The sequence below is a fragment of the Candidatus Bathycorpusculum sp. genome, assembly GCF_009778815.1.
GTDB classification, from domain to species: Archaea; Thermoproteota; Bathyarchaeia; order Bathyarchaeales; family Bathycorpusculaceae; genus Bathycorpusculum; species Bathycorpusculum hydrogenotrophicum.
Map to the genome: position 1 here is coordinate 1 of NZ_WRFL01000046.1, position 20,861 is coordinate 20,861.

Here is a 20,861-nt window from a genome sequence, read left to right on the forward strand (position 1 = left end):
GTTTCAAAGAAGACCGCGATGGTGGATTTAACGCTTAAACTTTGGCACGCATTAACCACTGAAGACATCTTTACAGCATTTCAAAAAACCGCATTACTTATCTTTAGGTGAACACTCTCAAAAGTTTTTATTCTAAAGCACATACACTCAGCTTACGTGAAAAACTAAAATGGGAACATTTGGAACCAGTAAAATTCTAGCAGGCATCGGCTCACTACTCTATGGAACCATAATAGGAATCATTCTTGTCCTAATAGGCATGAAAGACCTATCAGAACACTACAAAGACAAACGTATCTACGACGGCCTAGTTAAAGGAGTAATTCTTCTAATAGTCGGCACAATTCTACCAATTGCAGGCGGAATCACATTATTTTTCAGCATATTAGGCACCAGTTTAAACAGCTCTTATAGTAGCGGTTATTATGGCGGTTATGACAGTTATGGCACAAACGCGATAGCGGCAGGCGTCATAGGATTAGTTGCAGTCGTAATAATCTGTTTTATTATCGCTTTTATCTTAGACCTGTTGGCTGTACGATATATCAAAAATTGTTTCCACGCCTTAGCAGAACGCTCAAACAACAATCTATTCCATACAGCAGCCACACTAATCTGGGTTGGCGCAATACTAGCAATCATAGGCATTGGCTTCTTCTTAATCTGGATTGGCTTTATAATCGCAGCAATCGGCTTCTTCACACTCGACGAAAAAACAGTCGGAACAGGAAACACTTCAGCAACACCACCACCGGGTTACACCCAACCATACAGCTACACAACCCAACAACAACCAAACACACAACCAACAACAACAGCTGGAGCTAAAGCTAATTTCTGTCCCAACTGCGGTGCCGCAGTTAAACCTAACGCTACATTCTGTGCAAACTGTGGAAAACAAATCCAATAAAATCCTTCCTTTCTTCCTTTCTTTTTTACTTACTCTAAAAGTCTCATCAGCCAACAATTATTACACACCACCATAGCCATCACCCGCTCAAACTGCGGTAGCAATAGGGAATATTGAAACAGATTTGGTTCTTACTATGGCAACGCTGTTTTTGTCATGGAATACCCCCAACGCTGTTTTTAGGTCAAGTACCATTTATAGGGTTGTTTGGTTTCTTTGGTTTATCTGTGACTTAGATGGCAGAACAAAACGCTCCCACGCTTAAGCGCTCAATTGGTTTGTGGAGTGCTGTTGCTATAAATATTGGGGCTATTGTTGGTGGCGGGATTTTTGTTGTTACAGGCATTGTTGCGGGTTATGCAGGTTCTGCTTTTATCATATCTATGATTGTTGCTGGGTTAATTGCATTTATAACTGCTATGAACTTAGCCAAGTTGACTGCTTGGCGGCCGGTTGAGGGTGGGGTGTATGAGTATGGGCGACAGTTGGTTAGGCCCTCAGTTGGGTTTTTGGGGGGTTGGATGTGGTTGGTTGCCAATACCTTTACGGGGGCTGCGGTGGCGTTGGGGTTTGCGTATTATTTGTCTGCGGCGGTTCCAGGGTTGGCGGTTAATGTGGTTGCGGCTGTGATGTGTTTAGTTTTTACGGGTTTAAATTTGATTGGCGCCCGAGAATCAGCAACCATCAATAACGTCCTTGTCGCAGTCAAGCTTTTGGTGTTGGCTTTTTTTGTTATTTTTGGTTCACTATATGCAAACTCGGCTAATTTTGCGCCGTTTGTGCCGCTCTCAAGCGGGGTTTTGTATGCGGTTTTTTTTATATTTTTTGCGTATGGCGGCTTTGCCAGAGTAACGGTGATTGCTGAGGAGATCAAGGATGCTAATCGTAATGTTCCTAGGGCGCTTTTGTTGTCTTTGGGCATTTCGATGGTGATTTATGTTTGTGTGGGATTGGTGGCTGTGGGGTTGTTGGGTGCGGATGGGTTGGCGGGTTCGGCTTCGCCGCTTAGTACAGCTATGGATGTTACAGGTGTTATGGGGACGGGCCAGATTATTGCCATTGGGGGGTTGGTTGCGACTGCGAGTGTTTTGTTAACTAATATTTTTGGGGTTTCTCGAATGGCTTACTCGATGGCGCGTCGAAATGATTTGCCCTCAGTGTTAGCGCGGCTTCATGGCAAACGTTTCACACCCTACTATGCGATAATTTGTACGGGGTTGTTGATGGCGGGGTTAGTGCTCTTTGTGGATTTAACGCGGGTTGTTGCGGTGAGTACGTTTTCGTTGGTATTTACGTACTGTATTGTTAATCTCTCAGCCTATAAATTGGGAACTAAGCGCAGTAGCGTGCAACAGAGGTTTTTGGCGTTGCTGGGGTTGGGGACGTGTCTTATGCTTTTGGGGTTTGTGTTATTTGCCTCGCCTGATGCGTGGGTGATTGGGATTGCTTTTCTCTTGGCCGGTGCAGGGTATTATTTGCTTACAAAACATTGGCGGCGGCAGAAAAGAGTTTTAGCCAACGACACTGATACACCCAAGTGTCCAAGTGAGATTAGTGATGTTACCCCTTAGAGCTGTTTTGTTTGATATGTTTGATACTTTGATGCTTATTGAGAGAGATCATGAGTTCTATGAGCCTGCGGTTCAGCGGATGTATCGCTATCTTTGTAAGCGAGGCGTGGATGTGTCCTATGAACAATTTGTAGCCGCCTACAATGCTGAGCGCACCCAGCTCTATGAAAAGGCCGATCTAAACTTAGAAGAGCCCCACTTCAACGTTCGAATTTCAGGCACGCTGAAACGTTTGGGGTATAGTTATCCAACAACCAGCTCAGTTGTGTCAGAAACAACATGTGAGTTCTATGAGGAATTTATGAAATATGTCCGCATAGACCCAGACGCCGAAAGCGTTCTAAAAGTGCTACATGAAAACTATCGGCTAGGTATAGTCAGTAATTTTGCCATCCCCGAATGCGTCTACAAACTCCTCAGAATCAGCGGCATCGACCACCTCTTTGAGGTAGTGGTGGTTTCAGGATCAATCAATAAACGTAAACCCAGCCCCGAAATCTTCCAAAGCGCACTCCAAATGTTGGGTGTTTCAGCGACGGAAACGGTTTTTGTTGGCGACACCATTGACGCAGACATCGAAGGAGCCAAAACGGCAGGTATGCAGGCAGTCTATATCGAGCGACGAGTGCAAAAAGAAACAGAAATCTGCCCCGATCAGATCATAAAAAGCCTCGCAGAATTACCAGAGGTACTCAAACGCTGTCAAAAAAACACCAAATAGCTAAATAATTTTCACCAGTCAAGAGTCAACCAATCCAGAAACTAAACGTTTTTCTAAATGAAATGTATAAATTCAAAGCGAACCTACATAAGACGCCGATTGGGACGGGTTATCTCGGTAAGATAACAAGGGCAAGAAATATTCATCAAAAAGGGTTAAAAATCAAAAAATCTAGAAAACGGCGCCATACATACACAAATATGCACTCTCAAGGCAAAGGAGTAAAATGAAGTGAAATTAGGCAATAGACAGCTAACCTCTAAGGATATACCTAAAGCGGCATTATACGTTTTGGTCATGATTTCTGCGGCAGTGATTAATGCTTCTTGGATAAAAGTAACATTGTTTGGCTTAATGCTTTTTATCCTTTGTTTTTGGGCAGTATCCATAAGGCTACATCGACGTACAAGTCGACGAGTTTTTATGTATATGTTGGCTGGGGTGTTAATCTTCACCATACTTTTTGCAACATCTGAGGTGTACATGCTTCGAACTGCGGGGTATCATCCAACTTTTAATCCCTCACAACCCAAGGTCACTATTTCCCGCTCAACCATACTTGACACATCCGTAGGTGAGATAATACAGGGTATAAAAAATACGTCTGCCTTTAGCATACTCTCTTTAGAATATCCTGGCGAAAATATCCTCAAATATATTGAGTTAAATACTCTCAACTCAGGTAGAGATGGCGGACAGATTCTAGTGCGTTATCATCATTCAACCACCATTGATTTTTCTTTCAGAGCCGATCGCGGACGACCCTACGAGGTAACCGCTAGACCGTGGAATGTTGAGTTCCCTGCGTACATCCAACCACAAACAGTCGATGAAGCTCTACAACAAATTGATGATTTGGGACTCCAGTGGTTTTACGACCAAACCGTAGAGGAACACCAAAACAAAACAGGAACCACACCAGAAATAACGGATATAAAAATAACCATCACATGGGACACTTACAAAACATATCAAGGACTGATACTCAGCATGACCTGCTTTTACGAAAACAATGAACCAAGACCCGCGGCTTTTGCGTCTAGTTTCCAACCCAACGGAACACTACTACTTTAACGCGCCGTTTTGACCTTAGCATAAAAAACTACTATAGCACACTGCAATATCGCTACCCTTCTCCTTTTTCTCACCTTTAGTGGTTACACCTTTATTTACAAATAAATGAGTAAACCTCACTACAGAGAAAGCTGACGAAAAGTCAAATAAAGGGATTACCTGTTGTTTTTCACCAGTTCTTTAGAAAACTTTTTTTTGAATTCTGCGTAATAGGACAGGAAGAAAGATGTTGATTGGTATAGTTTCTGATTCCCATGATAATATACTGCGTATTGGGCAGGCGGTGCAGATGTTTAACAGTCAAAGTGTTGCGTTGGTGCTACATGCGGGTGATTATGTGGCGCCGTTTACCATTGCTGAATTTAAGCGGCTTAATTGTCCACTCATTGGGGTGTTGGGTAACAATGATGGGGATCATGAACTCCTTGAAAAACGGTTCAGTGAAACCTCAAACTGCACCCTGCATGACCGTTTTACCCAGATAGTACAAGAGGATTTTCGAATCGGGTTGTTGCATGGTGATGAAACTGAACTTTTAAGCGTGCTAATTGAGAGCGGCTATTTTGATTTTATTGTTCATGGTCATAGTCATGTACATAGCATTAAGCGCAGAGGCAAAACTCTAGTTATTAATCCGGGTGAGCTCTGTGGATATCTAACAGAAAAATCCACAATCGCCCTCCTAGACACCACAACAAAAGAAGCACAAATCATAGAATTATAAACGCTTGCCTGCTACAGCTAATACGTGAAGGGTTGGGTGGTTGTTAGATGCTTGCGGTTAGGTAGTGTGTCATTCCGTTTAGGATGTATTGTACGGCTATGGCGGCAATTAGGAGGGCCATGGCTCGGGCTATAACTAAGGCACCGGTTTTACCTAAGACACGATATACTGCGTTGATATAGCGTAGAATTAGCCAAGTTATGGCAAGCACCACTATCACGGCTAGTATTGTTACTGCACTTCCATAAGACTGGAGATTAAAAATGGTGGTTGTGATGGCTCCTGGACCGACCAGCAAGGGTATGGCAATAGGTACTGCGCCTAGGCTCTCAGGAGATTCAACATCTTCATCATGCGTACTTTTCGATGAGCTAAGAATTCTCACCGATACAATAAGCAACAATATGCCGCCTGCAATTTCAAAACTAAAGATGGATAGGCCAAAAATAGTTAGGATTTCTTGGCCTAAAAATGCGAAAATCAAAAGCAAAATAACCCCTACTAAAATAGCTACGTTGTAGACTCTGCGTCGGTGGGTGGGTTGGATTTTTTCGGTTAGGCCAACAAAAATGGGTATATTGCCAAATGGGTCAACGATTATAAATAGGGCTATGATGGCTTTAGCTAAATCTGCTATAAAATCAACCGTATAAATTCCCGGCTTTCACTTCTAGGTAGCCGGAGTTAAAATAAAAAGGTAACGGATGGAGCGTTATTTGGTCATTTGGCTCCAGTTTGTGACCCAGTCGAGGAATTCGCTGACTGGTTGTCCGCCGTAGGTTCGTAGTTTTGTGCATAGCTCTGTTTTTTCTTTGATGGAGTTTTGGAAGTCGGTCATTTCTTTTTCGCCATCGGTTAGGTAGAGAAAGCCATGGTCGGCGCCTGCTCTTGCGCATCGGACAGTGACGGTTAGGAGTTCTTGGGTTGTGGGTACGTCTTGGGGGGCGTCGCCTGGGCCGTATACGTAGAGGCTTACATAGAAGGGTTGTTTGAGGAGTTTTTTGAAGCCGCGGGTGATCATTTCCCAGTACCAGGGTGTGGCATAGTTTTTGCTAAACATGACTACGTTGAATTTGTCGGCGTATTTGGAAAAGTCGTCAAAGTCTACGCCGTAGCGTTCTAGTGAACTTGCGGGGTCGGGTTGGATGCTTAATACGAGGTCTTTTTTGACGACGTCTCGGACATCGGCGATGAAGTTTGTGACTATTTGGCGGCGCCACTCGATCCAGCTTAGGCCGCTTTTTTGGTGGAGGGTTCGGCATCTTGGGCAGGTGCAGTGGCTGTGGTCAGCAAAGTATTGGCTGTTTAGCCAGATGCCTTGGGATTGGCGGTCGACTTCGGCGATGTATTTGAGTTGGTCTTCGCGGTAGTCGGGTTGGGTGGGGCACAATACGCTCCAGTAGAGGTTAAAGTTGTTGTTGCCGAATTTGGCTGGTCCCAGAGAAGATTGGGAGATCCAGTCGGGGTGGTCTTTTCCGGTTTGGGTGTCAGCGAAGACTGCGATGTTGCTGTGCATATCTTGTTGGGGTTGGAGGCGTAGCCCGGTTTCGGGTTTAACGCGGTAAACATGAAAATCAAACCCGTGGGGTTTGTGGGGTTGGAAGGTTAATGAGCCAAACTTCATAATGATTGCCTATGCAAAGAAGGGGTGTGGCGTTATAAATTTTATGTGAAGAAGAAAGCAACTGGGGTTGATTGTTTGTGTGTGAAAATGGGGAAAGAAGGGGTTAGGGGATGATTCTTGTGTTGTATTTGTTTAGGTATTCTGTGTGTATTGTGTCGTAGGGGTAGCTTTCAGCGTTGGTGTAGGGGAATCCGGTCATGTTGAGAAATGGCAGAGGATCAACGGTGAAGGTAAACCCATATCCCCATGCGTCAGGGGGGTCTTTGAACCAGCAGGCAACTACAAAGAAGTAGTCACGCTCCATTCCCTCAGCGAGTTCGGGAAGATCCTCAGCGCAGAACTGTAGGTTGACTTGGTCGCCTTGGCGTCCGATAACAAACATGTCGTCTGTTTCTTGGAGGAGTTCCGTTACGTCTCCGTATCGGGTGAAGGCTCCGCTTGATTGGGAGAGGGTTTCCCAGAGTTGGCTAAGGGTTGCGGTTGTGGGTTTTATGGTGGTTAGGGTTATGTCTTGTTGGGGGGTTGTGTCGATGCCTATGTAGTCGTAGGTTACGTTCCAAAAGTTGGTGAGGCGCACGATGTATTCGGTGGTGTCTTGGGGGAAGAGCCCTGTGAGATCAACGGTGAAGGTTCGGGCGTTAAAGTCACTTGGCAGAGGGATTTGGCGGTCTTGGGGTGCAGCTATCCAGGTGCCATCAGCGGATAGGATTTCCATGGTTGGGGGTGGCATTATTTGGGTGTCTTGGGTGATTAGTCCTGCTTTGGCGGCGTTTTGGAATTGTGTTATCCATTCGTAGTAGGTTTCAAATTCGCCCCAATCAACCATACCGGTTAACACTAGTTTTATGTTGGTTGCGTCAGTGAGATTTCCTAGGTTTAGGGTTAGTTGGTTTTGGGTGATGTTGTTCCAGGAGGGGCTGGCCAGACCGTTAATACCTGGGGTGTAGATGCCGTCTTGGTATAGAATGGCGTCTAGGACGTTTTGGTTGTTTTCGTTGGTGGCGCTTATTGGGGATTTGAGTTGGCCGGTGGCGGTGGTGTAGATTTGACCAGTTGAGCCTTTGTTGAGATAGTTGGTCATGGAGGTGTAGACATCAGTACCTATGGGATGATCAACTACCAGCAGGCTGGCTGAGTCGAGGTAGTATAGTTCGTCCCATTGTTGAGAGAGAACTAAGTCAAAGTATCCGTCTTTGGCGGCTAATATGTTTTTGTCGAGTTTGACGTAGTCATAGGGGTTACCGCCGCTAAAGATGATCTCACCGTTGGAGTCGATGTGACCAATGTAGCCTAGCCAGCCAGAGTTTGATACATCGGTAACATAGCTATAGCCAGTGCCGTTCCAGATATAGAGGGAGGGACAAGAGGCATATCCGCTGATTAGGTAGTAGGTTGCAATAAGTATTGTTCGTTTATCGAGGGTAAAGGTTAGGGTGGGGCTCTTGCTACCATCATTCCAACCTGAGAAGCCCAGCACTCCTGTTCGGACATCATAGGGATCGGGTACTGAGACGGTATATTGGCCCTCGGGTAGAATAGCGGTGTAGCTGGTTCCGTGTTTTTCACCGTTTAGAGTGAAGGGCAATGAAGCAGAACCACTACCGGATCGGACAATTGTTAGAGTATGATAACCCTTGGGTACGACTATAAATGAACCACTAAGGGAGTTTAGTCTAACGCTGTGTTTACCCTCCTCAGAGGCACTAACGTTAAAGGCTATATTCATGCTTGTGCCTGGATCTAGATCAATACGTTTTACCTCAACTAGGCGATCATCAACATACGCGGTTATAATCAGCATATCAGGTTCTGCGGAGGGGTTTGTGGCAATTGCAGTTGCTGCGACAGGGATACCAGGCCAGGTTTCATAGGGGTCTGATTTAAAGTTTGAGAGAACAATTTTGCTTGATTCCGGAGGTGCCGTTTTTAGTTTAAAAGTTTCTGATAATTCATCGATGGTTACGTTGTAGGTTCCAGGATACAGTTCGATAACTGTGAACTCGACGATCTCGGATGTTTTCACACCTGCAATAGTTACATTTAGGGACTCTTTGAGATCGCCGTTGATTTCAAGATTAATGGTTGTTTCGCCCTCGATGTCTCCTATGTTGGTTACATTTACTGAGATCTGTATGGGTTGGCCGACGTAGGCTTCAAGGGGGTTGACCACTAAATCGGTAAATACAAAAGCGGCAGGTTTAGCGGCTCCGGTTATGATGCCTTGGTCTTGGAGGTAAAAGTAGGCGCCAATGGCTATACCTACGATGAGTAAGTCAATTATCAAAATTACTTTCAATTTAGATACTGCTGAACGCGACAGCATACAAATCAAGTTGAAGATAAAAGCATTACAAGCATTAAACCTTTACGTTATCAAAGTTTTGTTCAAAAAGAAGTAACCAATAGACTCATCAGGGACTACTTTCAGTTTTTAGCAACAAAAATTGATTGGAAATAAGTAGAAAAGTAGAGAGATATTCTGGGAGAATATCTTTTGTTGTTGTTTATTCGAGAATTATTCTTGCGTCGACTGTTTTTGTGCCTTGTGGGTAAGCCATGACTGGGTTGAGGTCAAGCTCGCTTATCTCGGGATAGTCCAAGATTAGTTTTGAGACATTGCATAGTATTTCTGCGAGTGCTTCGATGTCTGCGGGTTTGGAGCCTCGGTAACCGTTTAGGAGTGGGAAGGCTTTGAGTTGGGTAATCATCTCTTTTGCATCAGTAATGGCGAGGGGTGCAACACGGAAGTTGACGTCTTTTAGTAATTCGACAAAGATACCGCCTAAACCAAACATGACGGTTTGGCCAAACTGGGGGTCTTTGACTGCGCCGACGATGACCTCAGTTCCCTGAGGTGCCATCTCTTGTACGATTACGCCTACGATTTTTGCGTCTGCTTTGTATTTTTTGGCGTTTTCAAGTATGGTTTTGTAAGCGGCTTCTACATCAGCGGCTGTTTTTAGGTTAACTTTAACTCCTCCGGCGTCGGATTTGTGGAGGATATCGGGGGATACTATTTTTAGCACAATGGGGTAGCCGATTTTTTCTGCCTGTTCAACGGCTTCTTTCTCGTTTGTTGCTAAATTAAATTTGTTTACGGTAATACCGTATTCAGCACAGATGGTTTTTGATTCGGTTTCTAGAAGCGCTTTTCGGCCTTCTTGTTTGGCTTGGTTGATGATTTTTGTTGTTTGGTTCATGCTTATTCTTCCGTCAGCGTTATGGTATGTAGTGGATATTGGGGGGTTTAAAAATTGTTCGCTACAGATAGCTTGTTTTGATTGTTGGGGTCTCTGCTTGCATGCCAATATAGGTGCATCTACGGGTTTAGTGCAGGTAATATATAGGTGGGTGTGTTGTTTGATAAATAAGGGTGTAACCGGTTTTAGGGGTTTAGGGGTGAGAGGGGTTTGGTTTTCTTTGAGTATGAGATTGATGCGGTGACCATGGATAGGGAGGCTATACCGACAAACACAATGGCTATAGATCGAAAAGGATAGAGTTGACCGGTGGTAAATGATTTGACTTCTGCGCCTGCTCCAGCTGATGTTGAGGTTGGTTGTGTTGTGTCGGTGTAGGAGTAGCAGAACATAGAGAGAGCAAAGAGTGCGATGGCGACAACTAGGAGTGTGACTTCTGCTTTGAATTTCAAATTTTTTTCTCCGTTGGTTTTTTGTTGGTAGTGCATCGGCAAAAGGTTATTTTAGGGTTTTGGCGGTTATCTATAGGAACGGATTTATGTCTTTAGATGGGTATGTGCAAGAGCTACAGGTTTTTCTTAAAAAAACTCAGCATTTAGACGATTGTCGGGTTGTGGTTATGCCGGATTTTTTCTTGGATCGTCTTGTGGATTTGGAGGGGTCATTTGGAGAGTTTGCGGGTTCTATAGAGCAGGTTGTAGGGCGCAGGGGAGGTAGTATTGATGGTGTTGCTCAGATAGATCAACGGGGGGGTAATGCGCTAAATGTGGCCTTTGCGCTCTCAAGGTTGGATGTATTGGTTACACCAATCATATGCACAAGTGAATATGGATTGGAGCTCATAAAATATTATTTCAAAAACACAAAGATAGATTTATCACATGTTAAAACCTTGGGAAAAGCATCGATAACAACTGCTCTTGAGTTTAGAGGACAAAACGAGAAAATCAATGTTATGCTAAGAGATGTGGGTGCCTTGGCAGATTTTGGCCCCAGCGCTTTAGATGAACAAGACTATGCGCTAATTGCAGATGGAAATTATGTGTGTCTTTTCAACTGGGTCGGTACCAAAAATTATGGCACAGCTTTGGCGCAGGCCGTGTTTGGGCACACAAAAAAAAGCCGAGGCAAAACCTACTATGACACCGCAGATCCCACCCCCAACAAGGCAAACATTACTGAGTTGATAGAAAAAGTCCTAAAAAGCAACCAAATTGATATTTTGAGTTTAAACGAAAATGAAGCCATAACCTATGCAGGCATACTTGAAGCTGATTTTAAAAACAAACAAACCCAACACCATACCAACGCTAATTATGCTCTAGAAGCCGCACGTATACTATCACACTATTGTTCGGCGCGGATTGATCTGCATACCAGCACATTCTCAGCTAGCTTGAGGGGCCACCAGGAGGAGGTGGTGGTTCCAACGTTTAGGATAGATGTTTTGCGTGCAACCGGTGCAGGTGATGCGTGGAATGCAGGCAATATCTTAGCAGATTTCAACGGACTCTCAGATAAATGTCGGCTTTTGCTGGCAAACGCGGTTTCAGCCTGCTATCTCTTAGACGCAAACGGTGTGCACCCTACCAAAGAGCAAGTGGCAGGGTTTCTCAAATCGGTGAGTTATCGCTAATTTTTTAAGCACTCAAACCCTTAGCTTCAAGGAGAACAATATTGATGGTTAAATTATTTGGCAACTCAGGTGTATACAGCTTAGTAAACACAGAGTTAACGCCGGTTTTAACTTGTAGCACTGCTACTTGTGCAACTGCAACGCAGATCAAGACCAAATTAGCGGTTGTAACCTGCGATACACAGGGTTTAGAACACCGAAGCGGACGACGTTTGGTTGGTGGTACATTCTACTCCGAGTTGCGTATTTGTTTAACCACAGAGAGTAAATCCAAAGCTGCAACCAAAGAGCGGCCCACAAAAGCCGTTGAGCTAATTAATCAAATGGAGGGGGGTTCTAGTTGAAGGCGGTTCTTCTTGTTGCTGGTGCAGGGGAACGGTTGCAGCCTCTAACTGCGACTCGTCCTAAACATCTTTTAAAAGTTGCAGGAAAACCTCTGATGCAATTTAGCCTAGAGGCCCTAAAGCATGCGGGAATAGAGGAGACTGTTCTTGTAACGCATTATCGATCGGAGGCCATAGAGAGCTATTTTGGGGATGGGAAAGAGTTTGGGTTAAAGTTAAGCTATGTTAGACAACCCCAGCTTTTGGGCACCGGTAACGCGGCTGCCATTGCTGAGCCCTTTATCAGAGATGAAGAGTTTGTGCTTATCTATGGAGATCTGCTCTTTGGGAAAAAAACCATTAAAACGGTGGCAGATAAATTTAGAAGCACCAACCCCGCAGCGGTTATGGGGGTTGTGACTGTGGATCATCCCGAGAACTATGGTATAATCGAGCAAACATCCGATGGGGCGGTTAAGCGTATTGTTGAGAAGCCTGAGGCCGACAAAGCACCCTCAAAGCTTGCTAACGCAGGCATTTATGTTTTTAATCAAAAGATTTTTGATAAAATCCGCCAGATTAAACCCTCCATTCGAGGAGAAATAGAACTCACAGATGCTATAACTATACTCGCAGAACAAGGAGACAAAAGGGTTCTCGCTGCTGAGCTCACAAAAGAGGACTGGTTTGATGTAGGCCGACCATGGGATTTGCTAGATGCTAATCTTTGGGCACTTAACCGTATGGAGCACTGTGTACTGGGCAACGTTGAAGAAGGTGCACATCTAATTGGTCCAGTCAGTGTTGCCGCATCAGCACACATCCGCTCAGGAGCCTATATTGAGGGCCCAGTTTTTATCGATGAACAAGCAGACATTGGACCCAACTGCTATATCCGAAGCGGCACAAGCTTGGGCAAAAAAACCCGTGTAGGCAACGCAGTGGAGATCAAAAACAGCATAATCATGGACAACACCCATGTAGGACACCTCAGCTACGTCGGAGACAGCATCATAGGAGAGAACTGCAATTTAGGCGCCGGCACCATCACAGCCAACCTACGCTTTGATGAAAACAACATAAAAATGAAAATAAAAGACAAACACACAGACACCGGCAGAAACAAACTCGGCACCATCCTAGGAGATAACGTTAAAACCGGAATCAACACCCTATTTATGCCCGGCATAAAAGTAGGCACCAACACCTGGGTCGGAGCAAACGTAATGGTCCAACAAGACCTCCCAGCCAACAGCACAGCACAACTAAAACAAACCATCGAAATAAAACAAAACTAACCTAAACAACAAAAACACCAACCATAATAACAGACAAAAAACAGCCCACAACACCAGCAACATGTTAAACCCAGCAGGAAAGAAAAAAGAAAAGGGCGATGATACTGATAAAAATAGCAGACAGGTTAGCGATTAGGGCCGCAGACAATAAAGGGGAAGCACAAATAATATAGCATCACTATCACATATGAGCAGTGAAAGTGTATGCAAAGAGTCTATTCACGTTTATTGGGAGTAGTGGGTAAACCTAACACAGGTAAATCCACGTTTTTCTGTGCAGCCACCTTAGCATCAGTAGACATTGCGAATTATCCCTTCACAACCATCAAACCCAACCGGGGCGTGGGCTATGTTCGAACCCCCTGTGTTCATCCAGAGTTCAAAGTACAAGACAACCCCAAAAACAGTCTCTGCCTTGATGGAGACCGCCTAGTCCCAGTCGAACTCATCGACATTGCAGGTATTGTACCAGGCGCCTGGGAAGGCAAAGGACTAGGAAACCAGTTTCTGGATGAGATCCGCCGCGCAGACGCACTAGTCCACATCGTTGATGCCTCAGGAGGAACCGACATAGAAGGCAAACCCTGCAAACCCGGCGAACATGACCCCATAGAAGACGTAGAATTCCTCGAGAAAGAAATCACCATGTGGATGGTTACAATCCTAAAAAAAGATTGGCCAAGAATCGCACGCACCGCCGAACAAGACAAAAAAGGCATCGCACCACACCTCGAAGACCGCCTAAACGGACTAGGCATCAAAAAACAATACGTCAACGAAGCCATACGCAAAGCAGGCCTAAACGTAGACAAACCCGCCACCTGGAGCGAAGAAGACTTCTACCGCTTTGTGGACAATCTTCGACGCATATCAAAACCACTCCTAATTGTCGCCAACAAAATCGATCTACCCCAAGCTCAAACAAACGTAGAACACCTAAAAAAACTCGGTTACCCCGTCATCACCGCAAGTGCAGAAGCAGAACTAGCACTTAGACGCGCCGCCGAAAAAAATCTAATCGACTACAAACCAGGCGACACAGACTTCACCATCAAACAACCAGAAAAACTCTCAGCAAACCAAATCCAAGCCTTAGAACGCATCAAAGAAAAAATCCTAAAACCCAACGGATCTAGCGGCGTACAAGAAGCCATAAACACCGTCTACTTCAAACTCCTAGACATGATAACAGCCTACCCAGTCGAAGACACCGAACATCTCTCAGACCACAACGGACGCATCCTCCCCGACACATACCTCATACCCAAAGGCACCACAGCCCGTCAATTTGCCTACATAATCCACAGCGAACTAGGCGACAACTTTCTCTATGCCATCGATGCAAGAGACAAACGCAGAATCGGCGAAGACACCGTCCTAAAAGACCGTGACGTCATAAGCATCGTCAGCACAAAAAAACGCGCATAAACACCAACAACACCTACTGCACATAACAGAAAACCAAGTATAAGCCACCTAAATAATAAACAAACATTAGCACAAGCCAAACGTCTATTTCAAATAATCCGTCGAATATAAGTAGCAACCAACAGGGTAAAACCAATCTATTATTTGCGCAGGTTAAGGTCAAATATTTGATTGAAAAAAGAAAGAGATTGGGGAATAGTGGGTTTATTAAAACGGGGTTGTGGCATTAGAGGCGGGCTTGTCTTGGTCTTCTTGTTCATTTGATTTTTTCTTGAACACAAAGGCCAGACTTATGATTTCTACGGCAAGGATAGCAATGTTTACGATAGTCCATGTATCTACCCAACCCATCGGAAGACTCATATCCTGAGTTAATAAAAACAAAACAACACTCAGGATGCTTAGAGAAAGGGCTATAATTAGGCATAGATTTTGATAGCGCCACTCTTCTTTGCGATATTGGTCAGATTGTTCGGTTTCCACGGAATCATTATCAGACACTTGCCGACCTCCTTGTTTTTGTTGCCGTTTGTCTCTTTGTCGCTTCTGCCGTAACAACACTATACAACAGCTACAGCCGCTAATATAACACCCACTATGCTTAACACCAAGTTTGCAAAGACACAGGTTTGCAAAGTGTGAGGTTCACTGGTAATAGTGTATTGAGCTGTGATTGTTAGGTTTGAGGTTATATTGGTGTATTCTAGGTCCCAGCCTGTGAAAGTATAGCCTTCGCGGATTGGATTATTTGGAGCAGTTGCATTGAAATCGTATTGAATATTTGAGATTTAAGAGTTGTATCATACCAGTTGATAAACTGCACGGTTAACAATTCAGGTTGTTCTTGGACCCACTGAGCAACATAGACTATACATGGCAAGACGACTAGTAGATCTAGAAGCACTGTTACCAGAGAAAATTGTTTGATCAGAACTATCTATCGAATCAACAAATAATGCAGACAGGAAGTATGTCCAGATGCCACCGCCGTCACCATTAGGCGCACTATTACACTTATCTCAGCGTCACTTACTCTTCTTTTAGTGTGATGGATAGTGCGGAGGTTTCTGGTAATACTGCCGGCACTAATGGTGGTGGCGTGTATGTTGCTGGTTCTGTTGATATTTAGTTAGCGGTATAGTTTCTGGTAATACAGTTACTTCCGGCGACATATAGGGTATTGTCCACAGGCGAGAGAAAAGGAGTCAGGTGCCATAGCGGCGTTTGCGGTTTTGGAAAGTGCGTATGGCACGAAGCAGATCAATAAATCGAAAATCCGGCCAATACACATCTAAAAACGCCAATTCGCTGTAGGCAGATTGCCACAAAAGAAAACCACTCAGCCGCTCCTCACCTGAGGTTCGAATAATAAGATCAGGCTCCTGTTTAGCCATATGACTTGTGTAGAGGTATTTCTCAAAGGTACTCTCTTGGATGTCTTCGGGTTCTATCTCTCCGGCCTTGACTTTCTCAGCAATAACCCGCGCTGCATCAACAATCTCGGCGCGGCCGCCGTAGGCAAAAGCAAAATTTAGAAACTGATTTGTATAATTTGCAGTGGCACGTTCCACATCAGCAATGCGCTTCTGCAGATCTGCAGGCAGTAGGTTAGTTCTGCCGATGACTTTAACATGTACCTTATTTTTATGAATCCGCTCATCAGTAAGCAGTTTGAGGAATTTTTCTTGGGCAATCCGCATGATTTCCTCAATTTCTGCAGAGTTGCGGGTGAAATTCTCAGTGGAAAACGTATATAGCGTCACAAATTTAACATTGAGCTTTAAACACCAATCCAGAAGCTGCTCAACCGTTTCCGCACCCTTTTTATGACCCAGCCAAGGATTAAGCGCCTGTTCCGAGGCCCAGCGGCGATTACCATCTAAAATTATAGCTATGTGCTCTGGAGGAACCCCCGCTCTAACCTGGCGCCATAACCACTCCTCATAGAGCTTATAAACGCCAAGAACAGAAAGAACACTTTTAAGCACTCATGAACCTCGCATACCAAACATATGTACCCATAGAGTACCAAAGGTTAACCCTGACGGCGTCAATTAAAGCTTCCCCCAAACCAAACACCTACTATGTTCCCTTAACAGAACCCGCCAGTTCTTTTTCGTTAACAGAACCAACCTTTTCTTCGGCTTTAATAGAACCCCAAGTTTCGTCGTCGCCGCCTTTTTTGAAGAAGCCCTTAGTTGAGCGACTAACGATATAGATCAACAAAATCGATGCAATCCCTATGAGAATACCCACTATGACAGCAAAAATAAAGTCCGCAAAGAAGGCATTGGCAAAACTTGCAAGTGGTCCATCAGTGTTGAGGTTTGCAAGCAGACCTGCGGTGGCATCTAAAATCCACCAGAACCACGCAAAGGTTATAATTAAAGCGCTATTGCGAAGCAGTCTTGAGTCGCGCTCGATGTAGAGTCGTGCACTTCGTCCTGCCAAAACAATGCAGACACCAATAATCAGTAAAGTTTCAACACCTTTAATAAAATAACTTGCGGCCATTGGAATATGGAGCCAGGAGGTGGGATTGGACAAAATAGTACCCATGCTTCTTGAGACTGATCCCACACCTAGGAAAAGGCTTACCACAACACATAGTATACCTGTAATGATGGTATAGTTGGAGATTTGGATTGGAATAGGCGGCGGAGTGTAATCTCTTACTGATTGGTATAATTTTTTGGTGGAGCGGTCAACACCAAAGCCTTTGAGCAACAAAAAGCCGCCGACGACAATTACAATTATAATGCCATACCAATAGATGGCATCTGGTAAAAAATAATTAATGGCCCAAAGAATGCCAAACGCAAGAACCAAAATACCGGGTAACCCAAGGGCCACACGAGAATAGCGGGGGTTGTCCACTAAGAGTTTTACATATTTGGTAAAGACTGCGGCGGTTTCTTCGATGGATTCGCTGTGTTTTATAACGATGCGTTGTACCGAGTTTACTTTTACTCGACAACTCACAAGCGGCATAACTGCTTCATCAGAGTAGCCATCTGAAACCAAGATAGCCTCGGTGGGATGAAAAGTTGCCATTAGATTGTCAAGTTCAGCACTTAATTTTCTATCGGCGTTGACGCCGCCTAAATCGGAGCCTGAAACGGTTGCAACCTCTACAACTTCGCTTGATTGTTCTTTTGTCAGGCGGTCATAGAGTCTAACAGCTTCAAACATGGCATTGGCATCGGGTTCCTCAGGATCACTAAGTGCTAAAGCAACGGCACCGTCAACGTTGGCGGTTCGGCCAAGAAGCGGAGTTTTAACTCCTGCTTTAACTTCTAGATCCCCATCTCTATCAACGCATAAAACAAGGATACGCTTTTGCGCGTCTGGATTGAGCTGGGAGGTAGCCATCGAAACCGATAGCTCTTACACAGTCTCTCAACATTAAGTTTACGCTTGTGTTTCTGTGTCCTCGTCGTCGCCAAGCATCATTGCAAACTCGTCCCAGCTTACTTTTTCGCCGCGGTTGAGTTTTTCACGGGCTTCCGTGCCGATTTTCTCTTTTATGGCTTGTTCTTTGACAGCACGTTCAGCCTGTTCAAGTCTGCGTTTCTCATCATCACCTTTTCGTCTATCTTGATCTTCTTTTCGGCGAATATGATATTGATCACGCAGAGCTACGCGGATGCCGGTTGCTTGGCTGATTAACTGGCGGATCTGTTCATACATAAGATTATTTTGTTCCTTAGCTTTTATGAAGGCTTGATGCAACCCATCAGCCTCTAAGTGTTCACGGCACATGGTTGAGGATTTTTCCATCAAGACCGCATGGAGATCTTGACTTTTCTTTGCTAAATCAGTTAATTCTTTATGGAAAACATCTGCTTGGGCATCAAAGGTTTTGCGATGCTCAATGAGGTCTTTGATTTTTTTATTCTGAATAGCAATTTTCTTATAGCCAATGAGCTGGGTCTCTAGTTCCTTAACGTTGTCAATTAGTCGGCGTTCTTCTTGTAAATCAAGTGAGGTGGTAGAAATTTTCCACTCAATCGCGTCGAGTTCCTGTTGAATCTCGCGTCGATTAATGCGAGGCAGATTCTTTTTAAGGGTATCAATTTTATCATTGAGTGCCTTGACTTCATCCATGATCGGATTGACATTAACCCTAACAGCATCTCTTTGCTGTTTTAACTCCCTAACACGCACATTTAGAGCGTCCCGCTCAACCTTAAGCTGATTTATCTCATCCCGAGATTTGCGCACTTTTTCATGGAGCTGATCACGTTTCTCTATGAATTTTTTGATCTGCTCGCTATTCTCGTGGATCTGCTGTTTCAACTTGTCAATCTGGATGTTGATGTTTGAAATTTGACTGGGTGTTTGATTATCTGTCAAGCCGTAGCCTTCTGAACGGAAGTTATCCACCTACAAAGGGCTTCCGAATTTATATTAATAGCGATTTTTCCGAGCAAAATAAACCTACCGTATTTTTAGCACTAAATTAACATCCACAACACAAAATATACAACCACCCCTCACCTAGAAAAAAAATAAAACCCGGCCCAAACACACAGAAACCCAAACCCAAATTATAATTTTATATAGATGCAACTACCTTCATTAGGTGAAGTGGAAATATGTCCTTTAACTATGACGATCTGCTAAACCGCGCCTGCCAACAAATGCCAGAAGTTCAAGCAAAAAAAGAACGCTTAGAGCTCCCCCGAATAATGATTCAAACCATAGGCATGCGCACCATAATTGCTAACTTTAAAGACATAGCTGATGCACTAGACCGCGACCCCCAGCACGTCATAAAATTCCTCACCCGCGAAATGGCAACTGCGGCCACTTTTCATGATTCCCGCGCCATCTTTCAAGGCAAATTCCGAGCAGACAGTTTTGAACGCCTGCTCCAACGCTACCTAGAAGGCTATGTCGTCTGTCCTGTATGTAAACGACCCGACACAAAACTCGTGAAAGAAAAACGCCTCACCTTTCTAACCTGCAACGCCTGCGGCGCAAAATCATCAATAAAGCAACTATAATGATGATGAGAGAATACCCGTGGACGTATATTTAAACGTCAAAAAAGTTGGTAACAACACTATTTTAGCAATCTGCGACTGCGATTTATTAGGCAAAACACTAAAAGAAGGCAAAATCGTTTTTCACATAAAAGACGAGTTCTACAAAGGCAGAAAAACTACAGTTGAGGAAGCCATAGATTTAATCTCAAACGCTACCATCGTAAATTTAGTAGGCAAAACCTGTGTAGAAAAAGCCATAGTAGCAAAACATGTACACCCAGATGCCGTGATCAAAATCGAGGGCATACCACACGCACAAATCATGAAACTCTAACCAAAAAAACACCTGCTACACAACAGCACCAGCGCCAGCGACACAGTTGGATCAAAACACAACACTAACCCCTGCGTTTAGCCCAAACTATGTCAGCCTCAGGCTCAATTTATTTTAGATTAGGTTTTCCGACCCGCTTTTGCTAAGATATGTTTAGTTGAAAAATAGAATGAGTTGATTAGTTGAAAAATAGAATGAGTTGATTATTCAACTACATATCTATAGGTTACGTGTTCGCCAGCGGTGGTGCTTTTGCGAGTGATTCTAAGCACATGACCAGGCTGAGCACCAATTGCTTTAACAGCCGGATCACCGGAGCGTATTTGTGGCATCTGATAGGGCTGCACCTTAAACTGGGCAAGCAACTGATTCTTTTCTTTTTCACTAAGAATCTCATGGAACGGAACCAAAGCATGCTCAAATATATCAAAAACCGGGAACGACTTTGGTAACAACTCTACATTTTTCTTCTTTGCACCCAACTTTACAGCATGAGTATAGCGTCCCTCAGTGATTACAATAGCACGTTCAAGCTCTTTTTCCTTCATAATCTTGTAGAGAGTATTCATAGCAGCTATGCCTACAGTGGCTTCACCAAGAATGCACCAGACAATAGCACGTTCTTTATCCTGCGGAATATCAATTATATAGGCATATGCGCCTTCAAACTTTTCCTTCTCAACAAGCTTGTACTTTCGGAGTTTAATGAGGACTTCTGCTTTACGTTCCTCGATCGATTCCATTTTGGTGCTCAAACCACAAACCTCAAAGTAAGAATACTTGCAACCTAAAACAAACATTTACCCTTAAACTTTTCTCTCACCAAACACACTAACCCAAACCAAAAACACAACTAACCAAACAACAACACCAACAACAATACTAACAATACACAACTTTACAGTACTGCTTTGACCGCATTATAAGTTAGGATATAGATGTTTTAGTTTACCTCTTGCTTGTTTTGTGGTAAAATGCCAATCTATCTGCTTACCCGAACCATTTCGATCTGCCGCCCAAACCGACA

The 20,861-nt window shown here is 44.1% G+C and carries 22 protein-coding genes and 1 pseudogene; 11 read left to right on the forward strand and 12 right to left on the reverse strand.

Translation table 11 applies throughout. The features are described from left to right. Positions 1-169: 169 nt before the first annotated feature. The 5 genes from FWF39_RS08820 (at position 170) to FWF39_RS08840 (ending at position 5,000) form a co-directional block, all read left to right on the forward strand. Complete coding sequence (locus tag FWF39_RS08820; RefSeq protein WP_343383072.1) at positions 170-910, forward strand: DUF996 domain-containing protein; 741 nt, start codon at positions 170-172, stop codon at positions 908-910. Between the two features lie 236 nt (positions 911-1,146). Continuing rightward, the gene (locus tag FWF39_RS08825) at positions 1,147-2,481 is read left to right on the forward strand and encodes an APC family permease (RefSeq protein WP_343383073.1); all 1,335 of its coding nucleotides are present in this window, start codon (positions 1,147-1,149) and stop codon (positions 2,479-2,481) included. Further along, positions 2,468-3,202: an HAD family hydrolase gene (locus FWF39_RS08830; protein ID WP_343383089.1), complete on the forward strand. Its 735-nt coding sequence runs from the start codon at positions 2,468-2,470 to the stop codon at positions 3,200-3,202. The genes FWF39_RS08825 and FWF39_RS08830 overlap by 14 nt, the downstream gene beginning before the upstream one ends. Positions 3,203-3,433: 231 nt before the next feature. After that, on the forward strand, positions 3,434-4,276 hold the full coding sequence (locus tag FWF39_RS08835) for a hypothetical protein (RefSeq protein ID WP_343383074.1): 843 nt from the start codon (positions 3,434-3,436) through the stop codon (positions 4,274-4,276). Between the two features lie 226 nt (positions 4,277-4,502). Continuing rightward, a complete protein-coding gene (locus FWF39_RS08840; RefSeq protein WP_343383075.1) occupies positions 4,503-5,000 on the forward strand; it encodes a metallophosphoesterase in 498 nt (165 codons plus the stop codon). A gap of 43 nt (positions 5,001-5,043) precedes the next feature. Here FWF39_RS08840 and FWF39_RS08845 read toward each other — a convergent pair whose 3' ends face one another. The 5 genes from FWF39_RS08845 to FWF39_RS08865 form a co-directional block, all read right to left on the reverse strand. After that, positions 5,044-5,655 (reverse strand): MarC family protein, encoded by a 612-nt coding sequence (locus FWF39_RS08845; protein ID WP_343383090.1) that lies wholly within the window; start codon positions 5,653-5,655, stop codon positions 5,044-5,046. A 57-nt stretch (positions 5,656-5,712) separates the two neighbouring features. Next, the gene (locus FWF39_RS08850; protein ID WP_343383076.1) at positions 5,713-6,624 is read right to left on the reverse strand and encodes a hypothetical protein; all 912 of its coding nucleotides are present in this window, start codon (positions 6,622-6,624) and stop codon (positions 5,713-5,715) included. 103 nt (positions 6,625-6,727) lie between these two features. Continuing rightward, positions 6,728-8,920 (reverse strand): hypothetical protein, encoded by a 2,193-nt coding sequence (locus FWF39_RS08855; RefSeq protein WP_343383077.1) that lies wholly within the window; start codon positions 8,918-8,920, stop codon positions 6,728-6,730. Positions 8,921-9,128: 208 nt separating this feature from the next. Then, positions 9,129-9,824: an acetate--CoA ligase family protein gene (locus FWF39_RS08860; protein WP_343383091.1), complete on the reverse strand. Its 696-nt coding sequence runs from the start codon at positions 9,822-9,824 to the stop codon at positions 9,129-9,131. Positions 9,825-10,009: 185 nt separating this feature from the next. Beyond that, positions 10,010-10,276, reverse strand: coding sequence for a hypothetical protein (locus FWF39_RS08865; protein WP_343383078.1), 267 nt, complete (start codon positions 10,274-10,276; stop codon positions 10,010-10,012). An 86-nt stretch (positions 10,277-10,362) separates the two neighbouring features. Between FWF39_RS08865 and FWF39_RS08870 the strand changes: the two genes are divergently transcribed. The 4 genes from FWF39_RS08870 to FWF39_RS08885 all read left to right on the forward strand — a co-directional run bounded on the left by FWF39_RS08870 (position 10,363) and on the right by FWF39_RS08885 (position 14,509). After that, the gene (locus FWF39_RS08870; RefSeq protein WP_343383079.1) at positions 10,363-11,460 is read left to right on the forward strand and encodes a carbohydrate kinase family protein; all 1,098 of its coding nucleotides are present in this window, start codon (positions 10,363-10,365) and stop codon (positions 11,458-11,460) included. Positions 11,461-11,504: 44 nt separating this feature from the next. Beyond that, positions 11,505-11,804: a hypothetical protein gene (locus tag FWF39_RS08875; RefSeq protein WP_343383080.1), complete on the forward strand. Its 300-nt coding sequence runs from the start codon at positions 11,505-11,507 to the stop codon at positions 11,802-11,804. Further along, a complete protein-coding gene (glmU, locus tag FWF39_RS08880; protein WP_343383081.1) occupies positions 11,801-13,081 on the forward strand; it encodes a bifunctional sugar-1-phosphate nucleotidylyltransferase/acetyltransferase in 1,281 nt (426 codons plus the stop codon). The genes FWF39_RS08875 and glmU overlap by 4 nt, the downstream gene beginning before the upstream one ends. A gap of 204 nt (positions 13,082-13,285) precedes the next feature. After that, on the forward strand, positions 13,286-14,509 hold the full coding sequence (locus FWF39_RS08885; protein ID WP_343383082.1) for a redox-regulated ATPase YchF: 1,224 nt from the start codon (positions 13,286-13,288) through the stop codon (positions 14,507-14,509). Between the two features lie 207 nt (positions 14,510-14,716). Here the strand turns inward: FWF39_RS08885 and FWF39_RS08890 are convergent, their stop codons facing one another. The 5 genes from FWF39_RS08890 to FWF39_RS08910 all read right to left on the reverse strand — a co-directional run bounded on the left by FWF39_RS08890 (position 14,717) and on the right by FWF39_RS08910 (position 18,895). Further along, on the reverse strand, positions 14,717-15,010 hold the full coding sequence (locus tag FWF39_RS08890; protein WP_343383083.1) for a hypothetical protein: 294 nt from the start codon (positions 15,008-15,010) through the stop codon (positions 14,717-14,719). 59 nt (positions 15,011-15,069) lie between these two features. Beyond that, positions 15,070-15,297 carry an InlB B-repeat-containing protein gene (locus tag FWF39_RS08895; protein ID WP_343383092.1) on the reverse strand — a complete coding sequence of 76 codons (228 nt, stop codon included), beginning with the start codon at positions 15,295-15,297 and terminating at the stop codon, positions 15,070-15,072. Between the two features lie 417 nt (positions 15,298-15,714). Beyond that, positions 15,715-16,497 (reverse strand): polyprenyl diphosphate synthase, encoded by a 783-nt coding sequence (gene uppS, locus FWF39_RS08900; RefSeq protein WP_343383084.1) that lies wholly within the window; start codon positions 16,495-16,497, stop codon positions 15,715-15,717. Between the two features lie 94 nt (positions 16,498-16,591). Continuing rightward, entirely contained in the window at positions 16,592-17,881 is a 1,290-nt protein-coding gene (locus FWF39_RS08905; protein ID WP_343383085.1) for a DUF373 family protein, read from the reverse strand. Between the two features lie 39 nt (positions 17,882-17,920). After that, on the reverse strand, positions 17,921-18,895 hold the full coding sequence (locus FWF39_RS08910; RefSeq protein ID WP_343383086.1) for a hypothetical protein: 975 nt from the start codon (positions 18,893-18,895) through the stop codon (positions 17,921-17,923). A gap of 212 nt (positions 18,896-19,107) precedes the next feature. Between FWF39_RS08910 and FWF39_RS08915 the strand changes: the two genes are divergently transcribed. After that, positions 19,108-19,518, forward strand: a complete 411-nt coding sequence (locus FWF39_RS08915; protein ID WP_343383087.1) for a translation initiation factor IF-2 subunit beta — start codon at positions 19,108-19,110, stop codon at positions 19,516-19,518. Positions 19,519-19,537: 19 nt separating this feature from the next. Continuing rightward, positions 19,538-19,834 carry a DUF424 family protein gene (locus FWF39_RS08920; RefSeq protein ID WP_343383088.1) on the forward strand — a complete coding sequence of 99 codons (297 nt, stop codon included), beginning with the start codon at positions 19,538-19,540 and terminating at the stop codon, positions 19,832-19,834. Positions 19,835-20,037: 203 nt separating this feature from the next. Here the strand turns inward: FWF39_RS08920 and FWF39_RS08925 are convergent, their stop codons facing one another. Further along, complete coding sequence (locus FWF39_RS08925) at positions 20,038-20,289, reverse strand: DNA-directed RNA polymerase subunit H (protein WP_343383093.1); 252 nt, start codon at positions 20,287-20,289, stop codon at positions 20,038-20,040. Positions 20,290-20,295: 6 nt separating this feature from the next. Further along, positions 20,296-20,634, reverse strand: a pseudogene (locus tag FWF39_RS08930) (restriction endonuclease); the annotation flags it as partial. Positions 20,635-20,861: the final 227 nt, after the last annotated feature.